This window comes from Aerococcaceae bacterium DSM 111021, assembly GCA_020112395.1.
GTDB lineage: Bacteria > Bacillota > Bacilli > Lactobacillales > Aerococcaceae > Ruoffia.
In genome coordinates this window covers 403,073-426,520 of the sequence record JACCEK010000002.1, presented here as the reverse complement: position 1 = coordinate 426,520, position 23,448 = coordinate 403,073, and the positions used below count along the sequence as shown (strand labels likewise).

Below are 23,448 nucleotides of genomic sequence, written 5' to 3'. Positions count from 1 at the left end.
TAAGCGCCTGTCGTTCAAAGATTCATTTCTTTGGATGACAGGCTTTTGTTATGCTTCTAGAGCTCATACATCGCTTACCATTTTCACTTTCATAAGCCGTACTTGAGAATTTACATTTAATTCGCATTTACCATTGCTGATAAGTGTGAAAAATGCTTAATTCGCATTTACCAGAGTTGATAAGTGTGAATAATGGTTAATTCGCATTTACCATTGCTGATAAGTGTGAATAATACTTAATTCGCATTTACCATTGCAGATAAGTGTGAATAATACTTAATTCGCATTTACCATTGCTGATAAGTGTGAAAAATGGTTAATACGCATTTACCTGAATAAATAAGTGCGAATAGTGATAATATGTCATAATAAATTAAGTTTGATTCTGGGTTGTAATTATAGCGGAAAATCAATAAACTGGGTCTATATGTATTTTAGAATCAAATTTTTGAATTAAGGAGAAACTCACATGTTATTACTGTGTTTAAAACAAAAAAATAAAGAGAGATTGGAGCAGATACGACGATGAAGCAAAGACCATTTCGCTTTTTCCAGTCTATATACTTTAAGATACCATTACTATTCGTCTTTATCTTAGTGATTACATTCCAGTTTATTGGGGTATTCTTTATTGACCAATTAGAGACACAGACGGTAGATAATTTTAAAGTTCAAATTAATACCCAGGCGGATTTTTTAACGAATAATATTACACCGATTTTATCAAACTCAGAACAAGAGTCACAAAGTGTACTCAATCAATTGAATCAGACGTTAGACACGTTTAGTTCGACCGCACCTGCAAGGCTTGAGATAATTAATAATGCACAAACAATTATCGCAACGAATCAAGGTTTAGATCAAAGTTCAATCGGGAATCAAACGACGGATTCGGATGCACGGAATGTGCTTTTATATCAAAATGAGATGCGAAGCGAGTATACAGATCCTGAAACAGCTGCACCGATTTATAAATTGATTAAGCCAATTTTTGGTGCAACACAGTCGAATTTACTTGGTGTACTAGTTATTGAAGCTAATATGGAACAGATTTATAGTCAGAATAATAATATTATTGATCTCTTTTTGCAGTCGTCTATTTTTGCGATAGGTGTTGCGTTGTTAATTTCTTTTGTGCTTAGTCAAGGGGTAACGCGTCCGATTGAGAATATGCGACAACAAGCATTGCGGATTTCTGAAGGGGTCTATAATTATCCAGCGGAAGTCTATGGTTATGATGAGTTAGGCGAACTAACGATGACGATTAATGAGCTGGCAGTGAAAGTAAAAGATGCACAAGAGTCAACAGAGTCTGAACGTCAGCGATTAGATGGTATTCTTCGTCATATGACTGATGGAGTGATTGGGACAGATCAACGTGGGCGCGTCTTATTGGTGAACGACCGAGCACTTCAATTGTTAAATATTCGTCAAGAACAGGCGATAGGGCATTCAATTTTACGATTACTTAACATTGAGTCACAAGTCTCATTAAAAGGGCTCTTGCAAAGAGATACTGAGATTATGATTAACCATCGTGACAAAGATGTGGATTCAATTCTAAAAGGGGAATTCTCAATTATCCGTCGTGAGACCGGCTTTGTGACTGGAGTTGTGTGTGTCTTAACAGATATTACTGAACAAGAAAAAACAGAACAAGAACAACGTGATTTCGTATCAAATGTATCACATGAGTTACGCACACCTTTAACAAGTATTAAAAGTTATAGTGAAGCATTATCCGACGGAGCTTGGCGTGATGAAGCCATTGCACCTCAATTTCTAGAAGTGATTCAATCTGAAAGTAACCGTATGATTCGTATGATTGCGAATTTACTGGATTTATCTAAGATGGATGGCGGACAAATTATGTTGCAGACGGATTATGTCGATTTGAAGCGAGTTATGAATCATATTTTAGATCGTTTAGAGTTTACGTTGGAATCTGATCAGACGAGTGATAATTATAATATTGTTCGTGAGTTTACGACGCGTGATATTTATGTTGATATTGATCAGGATAGAATGACGCAAGTGATTGATAATATCTTGAATAATGCTGTAAAGTATTCGCCTGATGGGGGAACGATTGGGATCAAGATGGAGGATAATCACCGAAGCGTTATTGTTCGTATTAGTGATCAGGGGCTTGGAATATCCAAGCAAGATGCTGAAAAACTATTTGACCGATTCTACCGAGTGGATAAAGCACGTTCACGTGAACAAGGTGGAAGTGGTTTAGGTCTTGCGATTTCTAAAGAAGTAATTGAACTGCATGGTGGTTCAATTTGGGTAGACAGTGTGGAAGGTAAGGGGTCAACCTTTAACTTTGAATTACCATACACTGAATTCACAGATATAGATGGAGAGTGGGGCTAATTGATGAGAAAACAAAATTCATGGATTACAGTTGTCCTAGTGTTTTTAGTGGCGCTTAGTTTTCTATTCTCATACTTTATTCTTTACAACATGGTGACTTTCGAGCGATTGATTAGTGATGAAGCAAGAGTAAGCGAGGAAGAGAGAGTCACTGATCCGATTCAAGCAACTGCAAATTATTATTCACCGACTCGGTTGAGTTTTCAAGATGTCGTTTCATCGGATCAATATATCATTCGCTTAGGACAACAATCTTATTTTATTCGTGATAAAGCAACGATTAATACATTGCGGTCCTTGATTGAAAGTAGGCCAATAACAGTGGAAGATGTGACGTTGATAGATAATCCCATGATGTTGAATAATTTATTAGACATTGATCACTTACAACTACAACTTCCAACACGGATGCCGTTGGGTGTCTATTCAAGAGTCTTATCAGTTCAAGATGATGTTCCGACAGATGTATTAATCGATCGGATTATTATCCCGCTAGCTTCACAAGAAGAACAAACCGTTTACTTAATCGATTCTACAACAGAGCGTTATATCGAAGCCCAATTATCATCAAATCTTAGAAAAGAAGAATTGCGTAATGCGGTCACGTTGGACCGATCTGATTTGATAGAAGTTATTCGTTATGATGGTGCAAATAAACCGATTTATCTTCCGGTTAATACTGTGACACTTGAGTCTGAGTTGTTTACACTTGATGTATTGCCTGAAAATATTTACGTGAGTGACTTATTTGATAATAGTGGGTTTAACACGACTGAAGTATCGAGTCGTAATGATGAAGAGATATTCCGTTATCAAAACTATATTAATACGCTTGATGTGAACCGTACAACGCAACAATTTGATTTGACAATTAGTCGTGCGGATCCAAGTGATCCACGTACAACGGTTGAGAAATACCGAAATGCATTCACGATGGTACAGAAGTTTGAGTACTGGGACGGGGATATCCGTTTATTCTCTGAAGACAATAATTATATAACTTTCAGACGATATCTTAACAATATGCCAATCTTAACGAGTTCATCAATGACTGATTATGGTGCGAATATTGTTCAAATGCGCGGGGATTTAAGTGGGGATATCTATCGATATCACCAACCTATGCTGACGTTTTACACGCATGTTGACACTGCTTCTCAAGAGTATGAATTAATGAGTCATAATGAATTGTTAATTGAGTTTCAAGAACGTGGTTATACAGTGAATGGTTTTGATGATATCTTTATAGGCTATGAATGGCAAGAGGACATGGAGATGTTTAGAAAAGCAGAACTCATACCGACTTGGTTCTTCAAATTAGGTGGAGAATACTATACATTAGAAGAAGTGCAAAGCGATTCATTTGTTGAAATATGGAATAATGAAATGCTAAATGAAGGAGGAAATGACTAATGGACTTTAAACGTATCCAAATTGTGTTAGTTTTTTTCTTCTTAGTGTTTGATGTTTACTTATTATTTATGTTATTTAGTCGAGCTGAAGTTGCGGGTACGCCTTCTGAGGAGATTGAATTAACAATTGAGGAAAATTTATCCAACCGAGGTGTATCTTTTAGCGAATTATCGACGGATAAATATCAATTGCCTTTTGTTGTATCAGAGACAAGTAATCATTTAGCTGAAAATATTTCACAACTTGAATTTCCAGAGGTGTCTGTTAACCAAGAGGGGGTATTAACGACGACCTTGTCAGAACCAATGGATTTAGGTTTAGGCTTAACGACTGAAATAACAGGTTTATCAACAGAACAACGTCAAAGTTTGCAAGATATATTGGAAGACCCAGCCTTATTCATCTCTGGAGAGATGTACCGTAATATTTGGTATGTTAACTCTGAGAAAGTAATCTATGCTCGAATGACAGCTTACGATGGGAGTCCGATAGTAGATGGAACAGCTGAAATCCGAATTAATCTTAATGATAATTTTATGATGACAGGATATTCTCAAACGTATCAGGGTAATATTGTGGAGCTTGAGAAAGAACGGTCGATATTGTCAGAGCGAGAAGCGTTGGAGATTATTGACCGACGGGTAGAAACATTAATACCTGACGATTCAACGATTCATTATTCAATTTTAGTTTATTATCGTCAGACGGAATTAGATGGATTGAATGTCTACTCACCTGCTTGGCAAATCGTTTATGATAATGCTAATGGTCGTTTCACTTTATTAGTAGATGGAATTCGGGGTAATACCGTCAATCGTAATCAATTTAATTAAATAAGTGTAACTTGAAGAACTGTTTTAGTCGTAGTGCTAAGACGGTTCTTTTTGACTATTTATTCAAAGAGAGACTTTTAGATCTATTTCACTCTTTGGTGTGCTTCTACACTATATACATGTTAAAATAAGACTATAATTAATGGAAAGTAAGGTGAGCCAAATGAAGTTAAATCGTTTGAGCCGAATTATGTTGAGCATGTTGTTCACGCTCTTTATGCTTGTGCCACTGAGTAGTCTTGAGAACGTTAGCGCACAAGATATTAGTTTTGATATAACCGAAGCAGATATTACAGGAGAAATTTCGTCGAATGGTGATGTTTCTTTTAAAGAAATTTATACATTTGACGTAGACTTTATGAATGGTGCTTACCACAATATTGACTATGGTGGATACAATATAACTGATTATCGTGTAGGGATACTTGATAAAGAAACGGGTGATATTGAATATTTAACTGAAAGTTTTGATGAATCACCGGGGACGTACCGAGTTTCAGACAATGGAGAAATCTTTAAACTGCAAGTCTTTAATCCAGCGGAAGATGAGACGGTTCATTTTGTCTTCGAATATACTCTGGTAGAGTTAATTACTAATTACAATGATACTGCTGAGATTAACCGAAAGATTGTACCTGAGAATACGGATGATAATTTTTCAGTGGATGCACGAATTTACTTGCCGGGTAATGTATCTAATCAAGAAGATTTCAGAGCTTGGGGATATGGGCCGTATGATGCCCACATTGAACCTGTGATGGAAGGCGAGAGAAGTTACGTCGAAATAACGGTACCAAATAATCCGCCTAATCAATTCGTCGAAGTCAATGCGATTTTCCCAACGGCACTCACTCCAAATAATACCAATATCGTTCAAGCTAACATGAAAGATGAAATTATTGAGCGCTCTAATGCAACGGTTGAGGCAGATGCAGAGGCTCATGAAAGCTCTAAGCAACGTCGTTGGTTATGGGTAACTTTAGCTTTAATTGGCTTTCCTTTAGTGACTGCTTTTGCTTGGGTGTACTACTTCCGTAATCACCGTAAACTTAATCCAAAGCCTGCTCAAATACCTGATCACATCTATTCGTTACCTGAAGATTTAACGCCAGCTATCATGGCAACAACAGTGTTGCGAGATAAACCAATTGCGGATGATTTCTCAGCAACGATTATTGATTTAGCGCGAAAAGGGTATATTCAAGTCGAAGAAGTGAGTCGTGAAAAACGGGGTCTCTTGAAGCGTAAAAGTGCTTCAACGATTTTAGTATCTCCTATTGAAGGTGGAGCAGATTTGTTTGACTTACAAAAGCATGAACGTTACGTGTATGAATATTTACTGCCAAATGATGAGCCGATTACGTTAAGCCAGATTGAAGAAAATATTGAAAATAATCGTAATTTTAAAAAGCAAAAATACCGTAAGTGGACACAATTTGCCAACTATGTCGCAGTAAAAGGGGAGCAAGTTAAGAATCAGCCCAGTCAATATAATACATCTGTGGGCTACGCTGTCCTTGCTATTATAGCAAGTGTTGTGATGTTGTTTGCTGTCTTATTCCTAACACTTGATTCGCCTCTTGAAGAGCATTTAGTGCCGATTCTATTGGCCTTTGCTTTGAATCTAACGCTCGCTATCGTTGTTTTATTGTTCACATTACTGCGACCAATTCGTACTTATGAACAAGACAAGATGATTAAAGAGTGGAAAGGCTTCGCGAATATGTTAGACGACATAGGGAATTTTAACATGCGGGAAGTTGCTTCATTACCACTTTGGGAAGAGTTTTTGGTTTATGCGATATCTTTAGACGTTGCGGATAAAGTCATCGAAGCAATGAATGATGAATACGGTATTGAAGAGTTAAGCCATATGAGCATGCCGATGGTTCTGTATAGTAATCCTTACTGGATTAATCAAGTTGTAAGGCCTTCGATTAGCCAATCGGTAACAAGCAGTGCGCCAGCACAAAGCAGTTACTCTGGCTCTAATACAGGCGGTTTCGGAGGGGGCTTCTCTAGCGGTTCATCAGGTGGATCTGGTGGAGGCGGAGGAACCGGCGGGTTCTAAAGCTCATACATCTGTCAGGCAACTTTTGCTTGATAGATGTTTTTAATTTGTAAGGCAATAAGCATTGCCATTGACTAATCGGAGTGATAAGCTATTAAATACGTTAAAATGAATGTAAAGAGTGATTAAATGACTGAAATAATTATACCTGGTTCAACGGCAGGTAAAGAAGATAACAATAACGTTCAAGGAGCATTTGATACGTTACAATATTCGATTCTAGCAAGTGGAAGTAGCGGAAATTGTACGTATGTCGAATCAATGAACAGCCGCATTATGATAGATGCAGGGTTAAGTGGGAAGCGAATTGAAGCTTTATTCGAACAGGTTGATCGTAAGGTTAGTGACCTTGATGCAATTCTAGTAACCCATGAACACAAAGACCATATCCACGGTGTTGGTGTTCTGTCACGTAAATACAATATTCCAATCTATGCCAATGCCAAAACATGGAGCGCCATGGAAAATATGCTTGGGAAAATTGCGCCTGAGAATCGCCAATATATCGAGCCAGATACATTAGTATCCATTGGTGATATTGATGTATTAAGTTATGGTGTGAGTCATGATGCGATTCAACCGCAATTTTATGCTTTCCAAAAAGGTAAACAGAATTTCGCAATGTTAACTGATACAGGGTATGTGAGCGACCGCTTACGTAGCCAATTGAAAAACATGTCAGCTTACTTAATTGAAAGTAATCACGAGATTGAATTACTTCGCTACGGTAAGTATCCTTGGTCTGTCAAGCAACGTATTCTAAGCGACCGCGGACATTTAAGTAATGAAGATGGTGCTTTGGCAATGAAAGACTTAATTGGTAACAAGACTAAAGATATTTATCTTGGACATTTAAGTCGTGATAACAATACGAAGCAGTTCGCAATGGCTTCTATGGAAGATATATTACGTTACAATAACTTTGCTGTTAATGAAGATTTTCTATTGCACATGACTGACCCGGCAGAAGCAACGCCATTGAAACGATTATAGAAAAAATGATACCTGTTTATTTTAGCGCAAGCTAGAGTAGATAGGTATTTTTTTGTATAGGGGAGTTATAAATAGGAAATGTGGATTTGAGTTAGGTTTCAAATCCATAAAAGAGCCAAAGATGGATTTGAGTTTGGTTTCAAATCCACAAAAGAGTAAAAGATGGATTTGAGTTTGGTTTCAAATCCATAAAAGAGCCAAAGATGGATTTGAGTTTGGTTTCAAATCCACAAAAGAGTAAAAGATGGATTTGAGTTTGGTTTCAAATCCATAAAAGAGCCAAAGATGGATTTGAGTTGGGTTTCAAATCCATAAAAGGGTAAAAAATGGATTTGAGTTGGGTTTCAAATCCACAAAAGAGTAAAAGAGGGATTTGACCTGTTTTATTAACTCAATGTCATAAAGATTAAGGTATCTTAAGGTTATAATCCAAATTTAAGTGATAAATTTTCATAAATGATTCACAAATGCTTGGTAATATATAATATGTAATATAAATATGAAAGGAAGATGCTAATGAAAAAGAATAACCAACCTACCGAAACTCAATCGTCACACTTTTGGCGAAGCGTATTTGGCGGAATTATGGGAACTGTGCTTGTATTATCATTAGTCAGTGTCCTAGGTTTTGGTCTATTACGGAATAATCAACCAACAGCTTACTCTCAAGAAGACTTAATTGAATTTGAATCGACTATAACCCAAACTGTTCAAGAAACCCAAGAGGCGGTTGTATCCGTTGGGAATTATCAAACAATCCAATCGAACCCATTTGGCCAACGCGGTTATATTGAGGGGCAAGGATTACAACTTGAAGATATACAACAAGAACCCGTTTTAGTTGGGACAGGGAGTGGCGTAGTTTATAAGGTAGATGGTGACACAGCGTATGTTGTCACAAACAATCATGTAATTGCTGGCCATGACTCACTAGAAGTAACGCTAGCTGACGGAACACAAATTGAAGCGACAGAAGTAGGATCAGATTTATTAAGTGATTTAGCTGTATTACAAATCTCATCTGAAAGCGTAACGGATGTGATTGAATTCGCAAACTCTGATGATACACAAGTTGGTAGTATTGCAATCGCAATCGGATCACCATTAGATTCATCAACGTTTGCTTCGACCGTAACACAAGGAATTGTCTCAGGGCTAAACCGTTTATTACCAATTGATACTGATGGTGACGGAACTGAAGACTGGGAAATGACATTACTACAAACCGATGCAGCGATTAACCCAGGAAACTCTGGTGGAGCACTTGTTAATTCGAATGGTCAATTAATTGGAATTAACTCAAGCAAGATTGCAACGTCAACTGTAGAAGGTATGGGCTTTGCGATTCCAAGTAATGATGTTCAACAAATTATCGAGCAGTTGGAAGCGAATGGTGAAGTCGTTCGTCCAGTACTTGGAACAACGACTGTAAACTTAAATTACTTTGCATTAGAAACGCGTGTTCAAGACCTCGGTCTAGCGGAAGATATGACTGATGGAACTGTAGTAGTTGATGTAATGGCGAATTCATCAGCTGCAGCAGCGGGCGTTGAACAATTTGATGTCATTACAGCAATCAATGACGAACCTGTCACTGATGGACAAGTTTTACGTCAATTGTTATATAAATACCAAGTTGGAGATACAGTGACGCTGACTGTTATCCGTGGTGGTGAAGAGCAACAAGTTGAAGTGACCCTAGATGCAGCGCCTACTGCGAACACTCAACCAGCACAAGAGTCACAACCACAAGATTAATACAGTAAATAAATTGAATGAACTTACCCCTCATTCAAAAATTAATTCCTATTATCACTTCTCCTAAGCGTTAGTGATATAAATAAACGAAAATAAACGGTTTAGCAATAATGCTAGACCGTTTATTTTGTGCACACTTAAATATTTTAGAATAGCTATAGGATTCTTCTTGTGAAAAGTATAAATGAGTATAAATTCATAATAGCGAGTTATCAACAAGAAAAACAGTTATAAACAGAAAACACCCCGATTATTGTGTATAACTGTTAAAAAGTGTGGATAAGTGAATAAATATATATTTAAGTAGTGAATAACTATAAAAAATATAAAATAAATATGAAAATTATACGAGTTGTCCACAGAAAAATGAGTTATACACAGAGTTATGCACAACCGGCCAGTGGATAACTCAAAAAAGAGCGCTTTATTAAATAAACCGAAATCTAATACACAAAATTCAAAATAATATTTATTTATTCCTGTTGATAACTTTAAGTGAAAATAAAAAACTCACTTCACAAAGTATGAAGTGAGTTTTTTTAAATTAAAGTTGACCCAGATAATCAAATTTTTCAAATGTATGCGTGTTAGCAATTCCAACTAGAATCACTTCTTCCGGAAGAGGCTCTGAAACATTTATCCCCGTTAAATTCTCTCCACGCTCAGAACGTTGTCCAATCAAGTTAATTTCGTATTTACGACGTAAATCAAGATCAGGGAGCAACTTACCAATCCAAGCTTCAGGTATTTCAAATTCAATAATCGACGTATCATCATCAAGACGTAGGACTTCATCGATTTTGTTGCGTAAGATTTTTGAAGCAAGACGATGTCCTGAATCCCGTTCTGGTGCAACAACTGCACTAACACCAACTTCATATAATACATCTTCAAACATTAAACTACGTGCTTTAGCTACAATCTGAGGAACGCCTAATCTCTTGCAGTGCATCACAGCTAGAACAGCACTTTCAAGGTGAGTACCGGTCGCAATCACGACGACATCACAGTTATTAATCCCAACGTTTCGCAACAAATCAATATCAGTAAAATCACCAATCGTTGCGTTAGTGACACGTTCTGCTATTTTTTGAACTTTGGCTGCGTCTGAATCAATCGCAATAACTTCACAACCGTACTCACTGAGTTCCGTTGCGACGCGCTCACCGAATATACCTAAACCAAGTACACCGACTATTTTTTTCTTCATTATGACACTCCTCCAATATTAACCAAGGAAAATATTTGTTTCTGCGTAATGTATTTCTTGATTACGTCTTTGTAGAATACCTAATAATAAGGTAATCGGTCCAACTCGCCCAGCAATCATTAAAATAACCATAATAGATACACCAATCGGATTTAAATGGACAATCGTATTGAAAGAAATACCCGCTGATCCTAGAGCATTCGCTGTCTCAAAAAGAATATCTAACGAATCGAGATGCGGATGCAGTAGTAATATCGTACCATATCCTGTAAATAATAATATGACAAAGAATAATACGATAATAACGGCTTGCTTAACCAGTCTCGAAGGGATAATACGTTTGAATGCGACAACATGATTGTAACTTTGAATCTCAGATTTAAATAAGAGAACTAAGATCGCAAAAGATGTCACTTTAATCCCACCAGCTGTCCCACCCGGTGCACCACCAATAATTGTCTGTATCATTGAGCTAAGTTTGGTAAAAGGATTCAGCTCAAAATAATTCACGGATGTATATCCAGCAGTACGAGTATTAGTTGTATTAAAGAAAGCATTCAAGAATTTTAAGCTAGGAGACATTTCTCCAATTGTATTCGGATTTGTCCATTCCGCAGCTAAAAACAACACAGTTCCCAAAATTAGAATGGCACTTGTAAACATCAAAACCACCCGCGTGTGAACCGAGAGATGTTGAAATGCCAAGCGAAATGATCGTGGATGACTTTTGAAAAAGCGAGTGACTCGCTCTACAAGTTCAAACCAAACAGAGAACCCAATCCCACCGGCAATAACCAAGGCAGACACAGTGAGTAGTATCAAAGGATTATTATAAAAACCTTCTAAACTATCTGTATATAAATTATGAAACCCGGAATTACTGAACGATGAGATTGATAGGAATAGAGCATTAAATGCCCCACGAGCAAGTCCAAAACGTGGCACAAAGTCATACATAATAATCAAAGCGCCAATAATTTCAGTTGCGATTGTGAATTTATAAATCGATAACAGAAAATCTAATAAATTTTTGTTCGTATCCCGACTTAAAGACTGTTGCAGTAAATACTGATCTTGTAATGAAAGACGCCGGTTAATATAAAAGATTCCGACGTTCAAAATCGTAATCACTCCCAACCCGCCAACTTGAATCAATAAGAGAGCTACAACTTGACCAGCGAGATTATATGTCTCAGCAATCGGTAACGCGGCCATTCCAGACACACAGACAAGCGAGATGGCTGTCAATAAGTGATCGAAATAATCCGCATCGGTTGAAGGTTGATGAAAAAATGGGAAAGACAAGATTAGGCTCCCAATAAATGCGACAAGCACAAAGCTTAATGTAAGTTGAAGAGAAGTCGAAATTTTTCGGTTCCCTATAGTAATAGCCAAACCTTTCCGCTCCTTTCGATAATTTATTCAATGTAAATATAATACAAAATATATCTGATAAATGCTATGATAATTCAGACAAAGGAGTGAAGCAATGAATATCGAAGTGATTGTTGTTGGTAAACTGAAAGAAAAGTACTTAAAGATGGGTATTGCAGAATACTTGAAACGACTCGATGCTTACGCAAATGTAAAGGTTATTGAATTAGCCGACGAGCCTACGAAAGAGAATATGAGTCAAGCAGAGGAAGAGGCTGTCTTAGCCAAAGAAGCCGACCGAATTAAGGCCAAATTAGACCCTAGTCGCAAAGTTATTGTCCTAGCAATCGAAGGTAAGCTTATCTCCTCAGAAGAGCTAGCAAGCCAGTTAAACGACTATGCAGTCTATGGACAAAGCAAAGTAACCTTCATTATCGGAGGCTCACTAGGTTTACACAAAACCCTGAAACAATCAGCTGACCTCTCCATTAGTTTTGGACGAATTACATTGCCACATCAATTGATGCGTTTGGTGTTGTTCGAGCAGATTTACCGTGCGTTTCGAATTATGAAGGGACATGCGTATCATAAATGATGATAAAATTAAAAACAATTTACAGACAAATGTTAGCGAGACCTTTACGAATCTAGCTTTTTTGTCTTCCGGTTAGGAGCAGACAAGATAGTTGCCTGGAACACAAAATTAACGTCATGTTTAGTAACAAAACTAAACAGAAAAAGTGAAATGGATCGACATGAGGGGGGTAACATGGCCTTTGATTATGAACTGGATTTCGCTCAGATAAACTTCCAGGACCAGCCTGAATTGTATCGAGTGGGCCGAGGAGAACAAGGGGTGCTTCTGGTAGAACCTTATAAAAGCGAGATACTACCACATTGGCGTTTTAAGACTCCAGAAATTGCTAAAGTATCTTCTGACAAAATCTACCAGCTGTTTTTGGATTACCAGGCAGCCGGTGATTTTGTGGGTATGGATATGAGTCGGAAGTTTCTTCAAATGGGCTACACTAGATCTAGACGTTACGCCAATTACAAAGGTGGTCGCAAATATGATGAAAATGGCGACATAAAAGAAAGAATAATAGACGAAGAAAAAGCAAAGTCAGCTACCATTTTTGAAGAGAAGTGGAAAATTGTGAGGGAAAATGAAGCGTATTTAAAGTTGAAGAAAGAACATCAGAAAAAGTACGGCTGAAAAGAAGATATTCCTAAGGAGCGAGTGGTATAATAGAGAAAATAATTCTATCAAAGGAGGGGTTATAGAACATGGTCAAGGCATTTGGCTTATTTTTTGAAGATAAACGTATTTGGCTTATTCTAGGAGGGAGCGTGCTCTTTTCTTTCATTTTAGCGATTGGTGTTATCTTGCTCGACACCAGAATGATAAATGTGGTGGACTATTTCCCGACTGTTTTTCTAACGAGCGTCAATCTGGCCAAATCAATCTTGAGCCTGCTAGCGGGTTCCCTTTTTTCAGTGGCAACCTTCACGTTTGGGACGATGTTATCGGTCATTTCGTTCTACTCATCTAATTTCAGTCCCCGGACTGTTGAGAATTTTCTCTTACAGAAAACATCTATGCAAACTTTGGGGATTTTTCTTGGTGGTTTTATTTATTGTCTTTCCTCTTTGTTTTTTATGCGCAATTCAGAAGATGAATATTTGGTTGTTTCGGCCTCCATTGCCTTATTGTACGCCCTTGCCTGCGTTTTTTATTTTACGAAGTTCGTTTATAATGTGGCAATATCCGTACAATTGAACCATCTTGTGACTAAATTGTACAAGGAGGCCGAGTCAGTTGCGGATGAAACGATTGAATACTTTCAAGAAATGCCTTTGTTGGATCATCTTCCTCAAATAGACACGCTACACATCTTCACAGTAAAGGCTAACGAGAGTGGTTATGTTGAATATATTAATTTTAATCGACTAGTTGAACTGAGCAAGGAATTCAAAGGCACCATAGTGCTACATCTAAGAATAGGAGAGTTTATTTCCGCAAATCAGCCACTAGTCGATTTATACACTAACCGAAAAGTTAAAGATGAATCACAGCTCCAAGCGGCAATAAACCGCACCCTAACTTATGAAGAAAAACCTTCTTCTATGTACGATCCAAATTTTGCTCGAGCTAAATTGATTGAAGTAGCTCTGAGGGCGGTTTCGCCAGGCATAAATGATCCTAATACCGCCATTTATATCTTAAACTACAAGGCTTTGTTGGATTCAAAATTTGCCAGTATACCAGGAAGGTTTGTGGTGATGGGCGAAGACACTGATGAGACATTTTCTTCGGGAGGTAACGTGATTTATGATTTCAATAATTTTCCAAAAGACTTATATGAAAGTTATTGGCAATTAATTCACTATATGAAGCAAGATATTTCTGGAGTGGTGGCACTGTTTGACTCTTTGTTGACAGTTGCTTATTCTGCACATCCGAAGAAGCTAAACTATATTAAGGATTACAGTAATTATCTGTTTAATCTAACGAGTCCCAATTTTACGGAAAGACTAGATATTCAAAATATCGAGGAACGCCAACAACGTATTCTAGGGATTAACCATCCTGAGCTAGAGGAATGAGCTTGAAACTGAAAACTATCTGTGTTATTTTTCGCTGAAAGGTTTATAATATTCTCTTTAGTTCAAAACACAAAGAATGCCGGTTTAGTTCAGTTGGTAGAGCATCGCACTCGTAACGCGGGGGCCGTAGGTTCGATCCCTATAGCCGGTATCACATTAATTTAGAAAGTACATCAAGGTTTAACCCCTGAGATGTACTTTTTTTCTGGCTAATATTTCCCAAAACCAAACCGTCACACATCCGTCGGTAAACTTGCTGGAAAAGAAGGTGTCGCATTATAATGGAACAGCCATACCACAAATAGATGAGGTTTTTTCGTAAAACCACAGCACAATCTGATACGGGTTCGCTCTATGATTTTAAAAGCTTGTCACATTTGTATTCAATGGTAAAGAATGAGACGTATCACAAGTAATGATAAAAATCATTCGTGAGTCCGTCATCCGTGAAGGACAAACTTAAAATAGTAGGAAGGAATGAGGATGAATGCAAAAAGTGTTGCTAACTGGTATGTCAGGGGTTGGTAAATCCACCATCTTAAATCAATTAAAAGTAGAGGGGTTTTTAACGGTTGACTTAGACAACAGTGGCTGGATTAATTATGATGTTAAAGAAGAAGACTATCTAATGGATACAACAAAAATAATAGATTTTATAACTCTTCACGAGAAAGAAGTCGTTTTTTTAGCAGGAACTACAATCAATCAAATACATATTTATCCTTATCTAGATTTTGTCATTTCTTTAACTGCCCCTCTAGAGGTTATGAAAGAAAGAATCCAAAATAGAGAGAACAATCCATTTGGAAAAACAGAAGATGAATGGTCAAAAATTGTAAGTGATAAAGTGACCTTTGAAGAACAAATCTTTAAAAGTAGTGATTATGTCATTTCAACAGACAAGCCTCTCCAAGATGTTTTAAAAGAGATTTATGAGGCTTGTAGGATTGATTTAGAAAAGAGTGAGCTAATTCATTAATAGAGAGCATCAGCTGAATGAGGAGTACTCGAATAAATAAATAATAATCAGTAATGTGTATTGAAGGAGGCAACCTTCAAATCATCACTGGTTATTTTTTTCCCGTTTAAGGATTAAGAAGTATAGTCAAAGGTCCAGCCAAGCCCCTAAGAAAAAAGTCAATATGAGTGGAATAGGAATGACAATTGAATTGTAAATTGTCGTCAGAAAAGTTGTCTTTTTATCTTGTTCGTTCATAAAAATGCGAATGTTCTTTAAGACGTATGGGAATGTTAACAAAGACAACGTTACAAGTCTTGGGAAGGTCCCAAAAATGACCGAAAAAATAATGGCGATGTAGCCGGCATAATAAAAGGATTTGAAAATAACGAGCTCTTTATCTATGCTGATATGATAAGGCAGCGTAAAGCGGCCATCTTCTATATCTTCTTCTAAATCACAAATGTTATTAGCGAGTGAGACGGACATCACCGTAATCGCTGTCGGGATGGACGCAACGATGAGCAGCGTGATTGATAGCCAGTCAAATTGAATAACGTCAAATGCATTAACATAAAGCATGGCTGTAAAAATTCCAAAGCCCATGGCCAACCCGATGAAGAAATCACCGAATGGCGTGCTCGAGATGGGGAGAGGGCCGAAGGTATAGAGAATGCCAATCAACATCCCGCCAAAGCCGATATAAAATAAGATAAGAGATGTCTGAAGAACTAAAAATAAACCAATAGCTAAAGCAACACCACCAGTAAGATAATAGGCTAACCGAATATTTTTAAGAGGTATACTTTCTTTACCCACCATTACTTCTTGGGGAGAATCTGTATTTTTATGATCTGTGATGTCATAATCCAAGTAAGTATCGCGGATGCCGATAGCCAGATAAAAGATGACGACTGTGAGTAAGCCTAAAATGGAAAAACCCAGACGGAAAGTTCCATAATTATACCAGGCATACAAGATCCCCATAAAACCAGGAAAAAAACTGGTCGTGGCGTATTCCATTTGCGAAAGTAAGATATATTGTTTAAGTGTCATAACAAACTCCTTTTTAAAATTCTCTGGTGAGTAATTGTTTAGTCAATGCGTACAACACATCTTTTTCTGGGTGACTTGGCAGCGTCTCAATGGCTGCTAAAGCTTTATCGATGTATTCCTTAGTGATAACGTGTGCGCGTTCGATACAGCCATAATCATGCAGTAAAGAAACTAAAGCAGCGAGGTCACTATCTGATAAGTTTTCACCCTTATTCAAAAGTGGCAGAAAGGCTTTTTCGTTTGTCTCTAGGCCTAAGATGAGGGGAAGCGTGTAAATACCCTGTTTGACATCATTTAAGACGGGCTTTGCGAGCATTTCAGAAGTTTGGGTGTAATCTAAAATATCATCCATCATCTGAAAGGCGATCCCAATATTTTGGCCAATCGAACGACTTTTCTCAATCGTTTCGCTGTGACATTGCCCAAAGTATGCACCTTCAATACAACTTAATTCAAACAGCTGGGCGGTTTTTCCTTTAATACTTTTTAAATAGTCTTCATATGTAATATCGGTATTGTAGACATTTGTCATTTGATTGATTTCACCCATCAATACACGTTTCATCGAACGCGTATTTAATTGAATGATTTCCATGGCGTCCGTTGCGTCTGCCAATAAGTCAAAATACACTGCAAGCAATAAATCACCTGTATAAACAGCCACATCTTTACCATGTTTGGAATGGACCGTTTCAACACCGCGACGCATATTCGAGTCGTCAATAATGTCGTCATGAATGAGGGTAGCGAGATGAAGGACCTCGGTAGATGCAGCGGCCGCAATCATATTCTCATGCGCATCTTGAGGAGCATTGCCTAATCGTGAAAAAAGAAAAAAATAAGCAGGTCGAAGTAGTTTTCCTTGTCTTGTGATCAACCCAGCGACTGTCTTTTCAATTTCAGTATTATCAATCGTCGTTTTTTCAATAATCAATTCAAGGCATTCCAATAAAAGGCTTTGGATATCAGGGAAGTTGTCCCACATTGGATGGGTTTTAACCATACCGTTCTCCTTTGTGAACCGTTAAATCTATGGTTCTTCTATTTTATTCTTTATACATACTTATTATCATTGATTTATAATTATACGTTAAAATAGGATAAAGTCGCACTAGAATGTTCAGCGAACTTTTTGATAATCAGCTATTGATTTGAAAGATTCACTATTAACAATTTTAAAAGATATTGCCTATGAAATGACAAAAGAACACGACGAGCAAAGGAGAAAACTCTTTTACTCGTCGTGTTCTTTTATTCAAATGGAATTAAGACATGGTCCAACCGCCATCAACAGGTAAGGCATGACCTGTAATGTATGAAGAAAGATCACTTCCTAAGAACAATGCAGCGTTTGCGACATCACTGGCTTCACCTAATCGTTTCATTGGGATAGGTGCCACAAATCCTTGGTAGACCTCTTCAATCTCTAACAAGTCTTTTGTCATACCGGTTATGCCTGTACCAGGACAGATGGCATTGATACGAACGCTGGCTTCTGCATAATCAACAGCCATCGCACGAGTGAATGAAATGACAGCCCCTTTAGTCGTCGCATACGAAATGGCGTCAGGGAATCCAATAATACCCCCTGCGGAAGCCGTATTAATAATATTTCCCTTTGTTTCTTTTAAATAAGGCATAGCGTACTTACTTGCCAAAAATAAAGCCGTGATATTAACATTTAATGATCGGTTCCAATCATCCATGGATGTGTCTTCCACTGTTCCTGGCGCATAAATTCCAGCATTATTAAACAAGATATCGATTTGTCCATACGTATCAATCGCCGTTTGAATAAAGTGTTTCACATCTGACTCGTTGCTGACATCCGCTTTTACAGCGACTGCCTCACCACCATTTTCTCGAATACCAGCAGCCGTTTGTTGAGCTGTTTCTTCATTATAATCCACTACGACGACTTTTGCGCCTTCTTTAGCATATAATTCTGCAGTTGCACGGCCAAAACCACTGCCAGCTCCAGTAATAATCGCTACTTTATTTTCTAACAACATTTATCTTTCCTTCTTTCATCTTTTGATGAAGTCATTATAACCTATACTTGTGAAACTATCTACATAGTTGGCAAATATACTCTTTTAATGAGTGAAAGAAATGTCCATTATTAATGAATTCCTGTACTCGAACAGTTAAAAATACGATAGTCTGATGTGGAGCTGATTGAGTATCCGTAATGATTTTAAAGGTATGACTAACCGCAGAAATAAATGATACGGGGAGCCATATCATAAGTGAGTAATGTACTTACTAAATAATCTACTTAATGAAATTTCAAAGAGAAAGTGTCTTATAGATTACAATTTATGTATAAAGAGAAAATTATTTTACAATTCTTGAATTGTAAAATTAAGCTAGAAAAAAAACAAACCATTTGTGTTACACTCAAATCAAATTTCCAACCACGAAAATTAGAGGAGTGAACACAAATGGCCTACACACATCTTACCATGAAAGAACTCGGCTGGATAGAAACTTATAATGACACTGGCTATAAAGCCTATGAAATTGCGAAAAAACTTGGACGTTCTAATCAACCTATCTATAACGTTGTCAACTTCCTTAAGCAAGGCGGTACGATTCATGAATACTTTGAACACTACAAGCAGAATAAATCGAAATGTGGTGCAAAGAAAAAAACTTTACGAGCGAACAGACGCAATACATTAAGGAGTGTGTGGCTAAAGGCTGGACACCTGATGTGATGATTGGTCGAGGAGAAAAAGATCTTGGTTGTTCGATGAGCACCCTCTATCGTCGTTTTAAAGATAGCCCACTCTTCGAAGTGACGACTTTACCCATGCAAGGGAAACGAAAACCCAATGGGCATAAAGAAACACGCGGAAGGCAAGCGGATAAAAGAACGCTTGACGACCGTAAGAAAGCGTATCCCGCATACGAAAGTGAGTTCGGCCATTTAGAGGGCGATACCATCATTGGTAAAAACCACAAGAGTGCCGTCGTTACGTTTGCCGAAAGAGTCTCTAAATTGATTATTGCTTTAGAAACCCCGGGCCGTAAAGCTAAAGATATCGAATGGACATTAAACAATTGGTTGAACCATTTGCCTAAAAATCTCTTCAAATCGATTACGTTTGATTGTGGTAAGGAATTTTCCAATTGGAAAAGCTTGAGTAATCAACAAGACATTTCAATCTTCTTTGCAGACCCAGGCTGCCCCTCTCAACGCGGTCTAAACGAACATTCGAATGGTCTGTTGCGTAAAGATGGATTACCGAAACAGATGGATTTCAATGAAGTGAGCCAAGAATTTATTTCTTCTGTCGCCTTGCACCGAAATAAAATACCTAGAAAATCTTTAAACTATAAGACGCCGTTGGAGGTCTTTATTGAGAATGTGCCAGAGTTAGATTTTTTCTAGTTTAAATTGACAAATCAAATTAAGAAAACTAGTCCATCGAACTATATGTAGGTTTTTTTGAAATCTATATGAAACTGCTTGATAAAAGGAAAACCTCCTGAAAAAATCTCATATCATAAGAGAAATTTTAGGAGGGATTGACATGATATATGCATTATCTATTCAATTCAGAACAAAAATCGCTAGACGCATCAGGTGAACACGAAGTTAGTCTGCGAGCTTTATCAGCAATATTTAAAAGACAATTGCCCCGAACTCATGCGTTAAAGAACATAAAGAAACGAAGAAACGAAGAGAATTTATTGGGTTTCATTATCATTAGTTTTTGAGAAATGAATCAGTTTGTTTAGTGTATCTGCAATTAAAAACTAAACAAACAAATGTTGAATTGCATTCAAAAACTCCTCCTTATCACACTATTTCAAGTGATAAGGAGGAGAGTTTTATGATCTAATAGAGTTGCTTTCACTTAACTTACTGACAATGCCTATAGAGTTAATCTATATAATGAAGGGATAAGAATTAAGTATACAGAGGTTTGTCATCCAAGTGGACTTATTGTCCGTATTCAATGGCCGTCTTGTGAAGCGGTAATCATTTAGAGATATCTCAGAATTAAACCTTGAGTAATTAAAGCCACGATAACAACCGAAGTATCAATAATGACTCCAGCAACCATCGGTTTGAAGCCCACCCCTGCTACCTCTTTCAAGCTAGTTTGCATACCAATAGCTGCTAATGCCACGGCTAAGAAGAATTTAGATAAAGAAGTCAGCTGTTCAACCATCAAATCTGGAACTAGGCCTGTACTTCTAATGGCAACAACAGCGAGAAAACCAAGAATGAACCAAGGGAATATTTGGACAATATTTACTGTTGGTTTATTTTTTTCAGTGGATTCTTTTTTAGCATAAACCCAAGAGAAAATCAGTACAAGTGGTACGATAAAAAGGGTCCGAGTGAGCTTCACAATGGTCGCCAATACGCCGGCTACATCTGAAAAGGCGTATCCTGCTGCAACAACGGATGAAGTATCGTTAACTGATGTCCCAACCCAGAGTCCATAACCTGTATCACTAAGGCCTAACATGTGACCAATCCAAGGGAAAGCAATAACGGTGATAATATCAAAGATAAATGTAGCGGAAATGGCATAGGCGATATCTCGATTTTTCGCTTGAATGGTTGGTCCAAGAGTTGCGACAGCTGTTCCACCACAAATTGCCGTACTTATAGAAAGTAGACTAGCGAGTTTCCAATTAATTTTAAATACTTTGTGGCAGACATAACCAATGCCGAACGCTGTTATAAGCGTAACAAAAAGAAGAACAAGTGCATATTTACCTGTTTGGGCTACTTGGGAGAAACTAAGCGAGATTCCGCCCAGAATAATTCCATAACGGAGGATTTTTTTGCCACTCCAGCTAATTCCTGGTTCAAAGCTTTCATAGTTCGCAATTATTGGGTTCAGCAACATACCTAAAAGTAGCGATAAAAGAGTTGCTCCTAGAAAATCTATCGGAAGCAAATCGTTGATCAGGTAGGCCGCAGATGCAATCATAGCGGACAGGACGACACCCGAGAGATAAGATTTTTTCTGAATCATTCTACAATCATTCCTTTCAAATATATAAATGATGACTAGAATCATTTTAACAGAGCAATTGGATAAAATAAAATTATGGATTATAATGGTAGCATTAGTTAATATTATAGGTGGAGATGAATAAGATGTTAGACTTTAGACACGAAACTTTTCTTATGCTTTGTTCTTGTGGTAGTTTTACAAAAGCAGCAGAGCAACTACATGTTACGCAACCGGCTGTATCTCAACATATTAAATATCTTGAAGAATACTATGGTTGTAAATTGATTGATACATCTAACCGAAAGATTAGAATAACTCAGCAAGGATTACGGTTAAAGGAATTTGCAACCACAATCTATTCAGATTCCCAACATTTTAAGGGGAACATACGTACATTTAAATCAGAGGAAATCCATTTTTCCTTTGGCGCAACACTGTCGATTGGAGAATATGTCATGCCGACTATTCTTTCCCGTTTGCTGGCAGCCTTTCCTGCAATAACTTTCCAGATGACGGTCGCAAATACGAAAACGCTGCTTGAACAGTTGAATCAAGGTGAGTTGGATTTTATTTTAGTAGAAGGGTTATTTGATAAGATGCAATACGATACAACGCTCTTTAGACTCGAAAATTTCATTCCTGTTTGTTCGCCGCAAGCAGAATTTGCAACTCAAGCTATTCGATTTGAATCTCTGAGAAATAATCGCTTAATTCTGAGAGAATCTGGTTCAGGAACACGCGAAATTTTTGAACATATTCTGCTAGATAGAAATTACTCACTCAATATGTTTGATAGAATTATTGAGGTTGGAAATATGGCAGCAATCAAACAGATGGTTTCAAAGGATTTAGGAATCACCTTCTTATTTGAAGTGGCTGCTAAAAAGGAAATAGCGTCCGGTGAACTTTCAAAAATTAACATTGTCGACTTTTCTGAGCAAAGAGAGTTTAATTTCGTAACATTAAAAGACAGCTTTTTCCGCGAACAGTATATGAGAATATTCCAGTTATTGAATCAGGCAGCAGCAGAAGAAGAGGAAATGTAATATAAATTGGCTGTTTACCTAGGGGTTCAGGAAGTTGCTTCAATTTAAACAAGGTCAGAAACACCTGAATTTTCTCCCAACTGATATCAGATTACAAGAGGATTCGAATGCATACGAAGTTGGATTTCTTGAATGTTCCATGATTAATCTAATCTATTTGGTTGAAATGACAATATAAGGGAGCTGTATAAAATGACTGATATCAAGACGACCGAAGCAAAACTCTCCTCAAAAGCAGAAATTATTCTTCTAAAAATCAAACTATAAAATTCACCGTCACGGTACTCACATTCGGCGACGAGATTCTTCACTTCAAAATGATAAATCCCATGCGGGCTGACCAACAAAGCATCAATCTGAATCTTCCCGATGGAATGGTCAAAGTTCAAATCATGTAAAATCCGCCAGCCGTGAGGAAGGACTTCTTGCACCACCGCCTCAAAGTCTTTCTGCCCCTTGAATCCGGTCTGCATGGCCCAAAGTTTGGTCCGGGATGGGTCCGGAAGTTGGTAGCGTGCGCTCAAAGTCTCTAAAAATTCTAAGTAAAATGGTTTGTCCATGACTGCCTCCTATAAAAGTCATAAATAGTCTCTCTATATAAAGACACCATTCATCGGCAAATCCATTATTTAATTTGAAGATTATCTAAGATACCATCAAAAAAAGTTCGAACCACCCATAAATCAGCGGTTCGAACCTTATTAAAATATATGGAGAGGCGAGGGCCCCAGTTAAGCTTAGCCAAGCTCCAACTATACCCTTTCA

Annotated in this window: 18 protein-coding genes, 1 tRNA gene and 1 pseudogene; 13 read left to right on the top strand and 7 right to left on the bottom strand. The window is 37.5% G+C overall.

Features of this window, described 5'->3' with window-relative positions; genetic code table 11:
* Positions 1 to 525: 525 nt before the first annotated feature.
* The 6 genes from walK to HYQ40_08135 all read left to right on the top strand — a co-directional run bounded on the left by walK (position 526) and on the right by HYQ40_08135 (position 9,447).
* Positions 526 to 2,379 (top strand): cell wall metabolism sensor histidine kinase WalK, encoded by a 1,854-nt coding sequence (walK, locus tag HYQ40_08160; GenBank protein ID MBZ6527751.1) that lies wholly within the window; start codon positions 526 to 528, stop codon positions 2,377 to 2,379.
* 3 nt (positions 2,380 to 2,382) lie between these two features.
* Positions 2,383 to 3,792, top strand: coding sequence for a hypothetical protein (locus HYQ40_08155; protein ID MBZ6527750.1), 1,410 nt, complete (start codon positions 2,383 to 2,385; stop codon positions 3,790 to 3,792).
* A complete protein-coding gene (locus tag HYQ40_08150; GenBank protein ID MBZ6527749.1) occupies positions 3,792 to 4,625 on the top strand; it encodes a two-component system regulatory protein YycI in 834 nt (277 codons plus the stop codon). The genes HYQ40_08155 and HYQ40_08150 overlap by 1 nt, the downstream gene beginning before the upstream one ends.
* A 163-nt stretch (positions 4,626 to 4,788) precedes the next feature.
* Positions 4,789 to 6,696, top strand: a complete 1,908-nt coding sequence (locus HYQ40_08145) for a DUF2207 domain-containing protein (protein ID MBZ6527748.1) — start codon at positions 4,789 to 4,791, stop codon at positions 6,694 to 6,696.
* Positions 6,697 to 6,825: 129 nt separating this feature from the next.
* Complete coding sequence (locus tag HYQ40_08140) at positions 6,826 to 7,689, top strand: MBL fold metallo-hydrolase (protein ID MBZ6527747.1); 864 nt, start codon at positions 6,826 to 6,828, stop codon at positions 7,687 to 7,689.
* A 516-nt stretch (positions 7,690 to 8,205) separates the two neighbouring features.
* The gene (locus tag HYQ40_08135; GenBank protein ID MBZ6527746.1) at positions 8,206 to 9,447 is read left to right on the top strand and encodes a trypsin-like peptidase domain-containing protein; all 1,242 of its coding nucleotides are present in this window, start codon (positions 8,206 to 8,208) and stop codon (positions 9,445 to 9,447) included.
* A gap of 544 nt (positions 9,448 to 9,991) precedes the next feature.
* Here HYQ40_08135 and HYQ40_08130 read toward each other — a convergent pair.
* Together HYQ40_08130 and HYQ40_08125 are read right to left on the bottom strand one after the other, a co-directional pair.
* Positions 9,992 to 10,657, bottom strand: a complete 666-nt coding sequence (locus HYQ40_08130) for a TrkA family potassium uptake protein (protein ID MBZ6527745.1) — start codon at positions 10,655 to 10,657, stop codon at positions 9,992 to 9,994.
* An 18-nt stretch (positions 10,658 to 10,675) separates the two neighbouring features.
* Positions 10,676 to 12,052 carry a TrkH family potassium uptake protein gene (locus tag HYQ40_08125; protein MBZ6527744.1) on the bottom strand — a complete coding sequence of 459 codons (1,377 nt, stop codon included), beginning with the start codon at positions 12,050 to 12,052 and terminating at the stop codon, positions 10,676 to 10,678.
* Between the two features lie 94 nt (positions 12,053 to 12,146).
* Between HYQ40_08125 and rlmH the strand changes: the two genes are divergently transcribed.
* The 5 genes from rlmH to HYQ40_08100 all read left to right on the top strand — a co-directional run bounded on the left by rlmH (position 12,147) and on the right by HYQ40_08100 (position 15,617).
* The gene (rlmH, locus tag HYQ40_08120) at positions 12,147 to 12,626 is read left to right on the top strand and encodes a 23S rRNA (pseudouridine(1915)-N(3))-methyltransferase RlmH (GenBank protein MBZ6527743.1); all 480 of its coding nucleotides are present in this window, start codon (positions 12,147 to 12,149) and stop codon (positions 12,624 to 12,626) included.
* A gap of 174 nt (positions 12,627 to 12,800) precedes the next feature.
* Entirely contained in the window at positions 12,801 to 13,247 is a 447-nt protein-coding gene (locus HYQ40_08115) for a DUF4385 domain-containing protein (protein ID MBZ6527742.1), read from the top strand.
* 71 nt (positions 13,248 to 13,318) lie between these two features.
* The gene (locus HYQ40_08110) at positions 13,319 to 14,638 is read left to right on the top strand and encodes a DUF2254 domain-containing protein (protein ID MBZ6527741.1); all 1,320 of its coding nucleotides are present in this window, start codon (positions 13,319 to 13,321) and stop codon (positions 14,636 to 14,638) included.
* A 78-nt stretch (positions 14,639 to 14,716) separates the two neighbouring features.
* Positions 14,717 to 14,789: transfer RNA gene (locus tag HYQ40_08105), tRNA-Thr, on the top strand.
* A gap of 336 nt (positions 14,790 to 15,125) precedes the next feature.
* Positions 15,126 to 15,617 (top strand): AAA family ATPase, encoded by a 492-nt coding sequence (locus HYQ40_08100; GenBank protein ID MBZ6527740.1) that lies wholly within the window; start codon positions 15,126 to 15,128, stop codon positions 15,615 to 15,617.
* Positions 15,618 to 15,743: 126 nt separating this feature from the next.
* On the opposite strand, the gene HYQ40_08095 is transcribed toward HYQ40_08100, so the two are convergent.
* From HYQ40_08095 to HYQ40_08085, 3 genes are all read right to left on the bottom strand, one after another.
* Entirely contained in the window at positions 15,744 to 16,652 is a 909-nt protein-coding gene (locus HYQ40_08095; protein MBZ6527739.1) for a UbiA family prenyltransferase, read from the bottom strand.
* A gap of 13 nt (positions 16,653 to 16,665) precedes the next feature.
* Positions 16,666 to 17,655, bottom strand: a complete 990-nt coding sequence (locus tag HYQ40_08090) for a polyprenyl synthetase family protein (protein ID MBZ6527738.1) — start codon at positions 17,653 to 17,655, stop codon at positions 16,666 to 16,668.
* A 262-nt stretch (positions 17,656 to 17,917) separates the two neighbouring features.
* The gene (locus HYQ40_08085; GenBank protein MBZ6527737.1) at positions 17,918 to 18,664 is read right to left on the bottom strand and encodes an SDR family oxidoreductase; all 747 of its coding nucleotides are present in this window, start codon (positions 18,662 to 18,664) and stop codon (positions 17,918 to 17,920) included.
* A gap of 432 nt (positions 18,665 to 19,096) precedes the next feature.
* On the opposite strand from HYQ40_08085, the pseudogene HYQ40_08080 reads away from it, so the two are divergent.
* Positions 19,097 to 20,049: pseudogene (locus tag HYQ40_08080) on the top strand (IS30 family transposase).
* Positions 20,050 to 20,647: 598 nt separating this feature from the next.
* Here HYQ40_08080 and HYQ40_08075 read toward each other — a convergent pair.
* Positions 20,648 to 21,655 (bottom strand): putative sulfate exporter family transporter, encoded by a 1,008-nt coding sequence (locus HYQ40_08075; GenBank protein ID MBZ6527736.1) that lies wholly within the window; start codon positions 21,653 to 21,655, stop codon positions 20,648 to 20,650.
* A gap of 125 nt (positions 21,656 to 21,780) precedes the next feature.
* Here HYQ40_08075 and HYQ40_08070 point away from each other — a divergent pair, with 125 nt between their 5' ends.
* On the top strand, positions 21,781 to 22,683 hold the full coding sequence (locus HYQ40_08070; protein MBZ6527735.1) for a LysR family transcriptional regulator: 903 nt from the start codon (positions 21,781 to 21,783) through the stop codon (positions 22,681 to 22,683).
* Between the two features lie 143 nt (positions 22,684 to 22,826).
* On the opposite strand, the gene HYQ40_08065 is transcribed toward HYQ40_08070, so the two are convergent.
* Complete coding sequence (locus HYQ40_08065; protein ID MBZ6527734.1) at positions 22,827 to 23,243, bottom strand: NERD domain-containing protein; 417 nt, start codon at positions 23,241 to 23,243, stop codon at positions 22,827 to 22,829.
* Between the last annotated feature and the right edge of the window lie 205 nt (positions 23,244 to 23,448).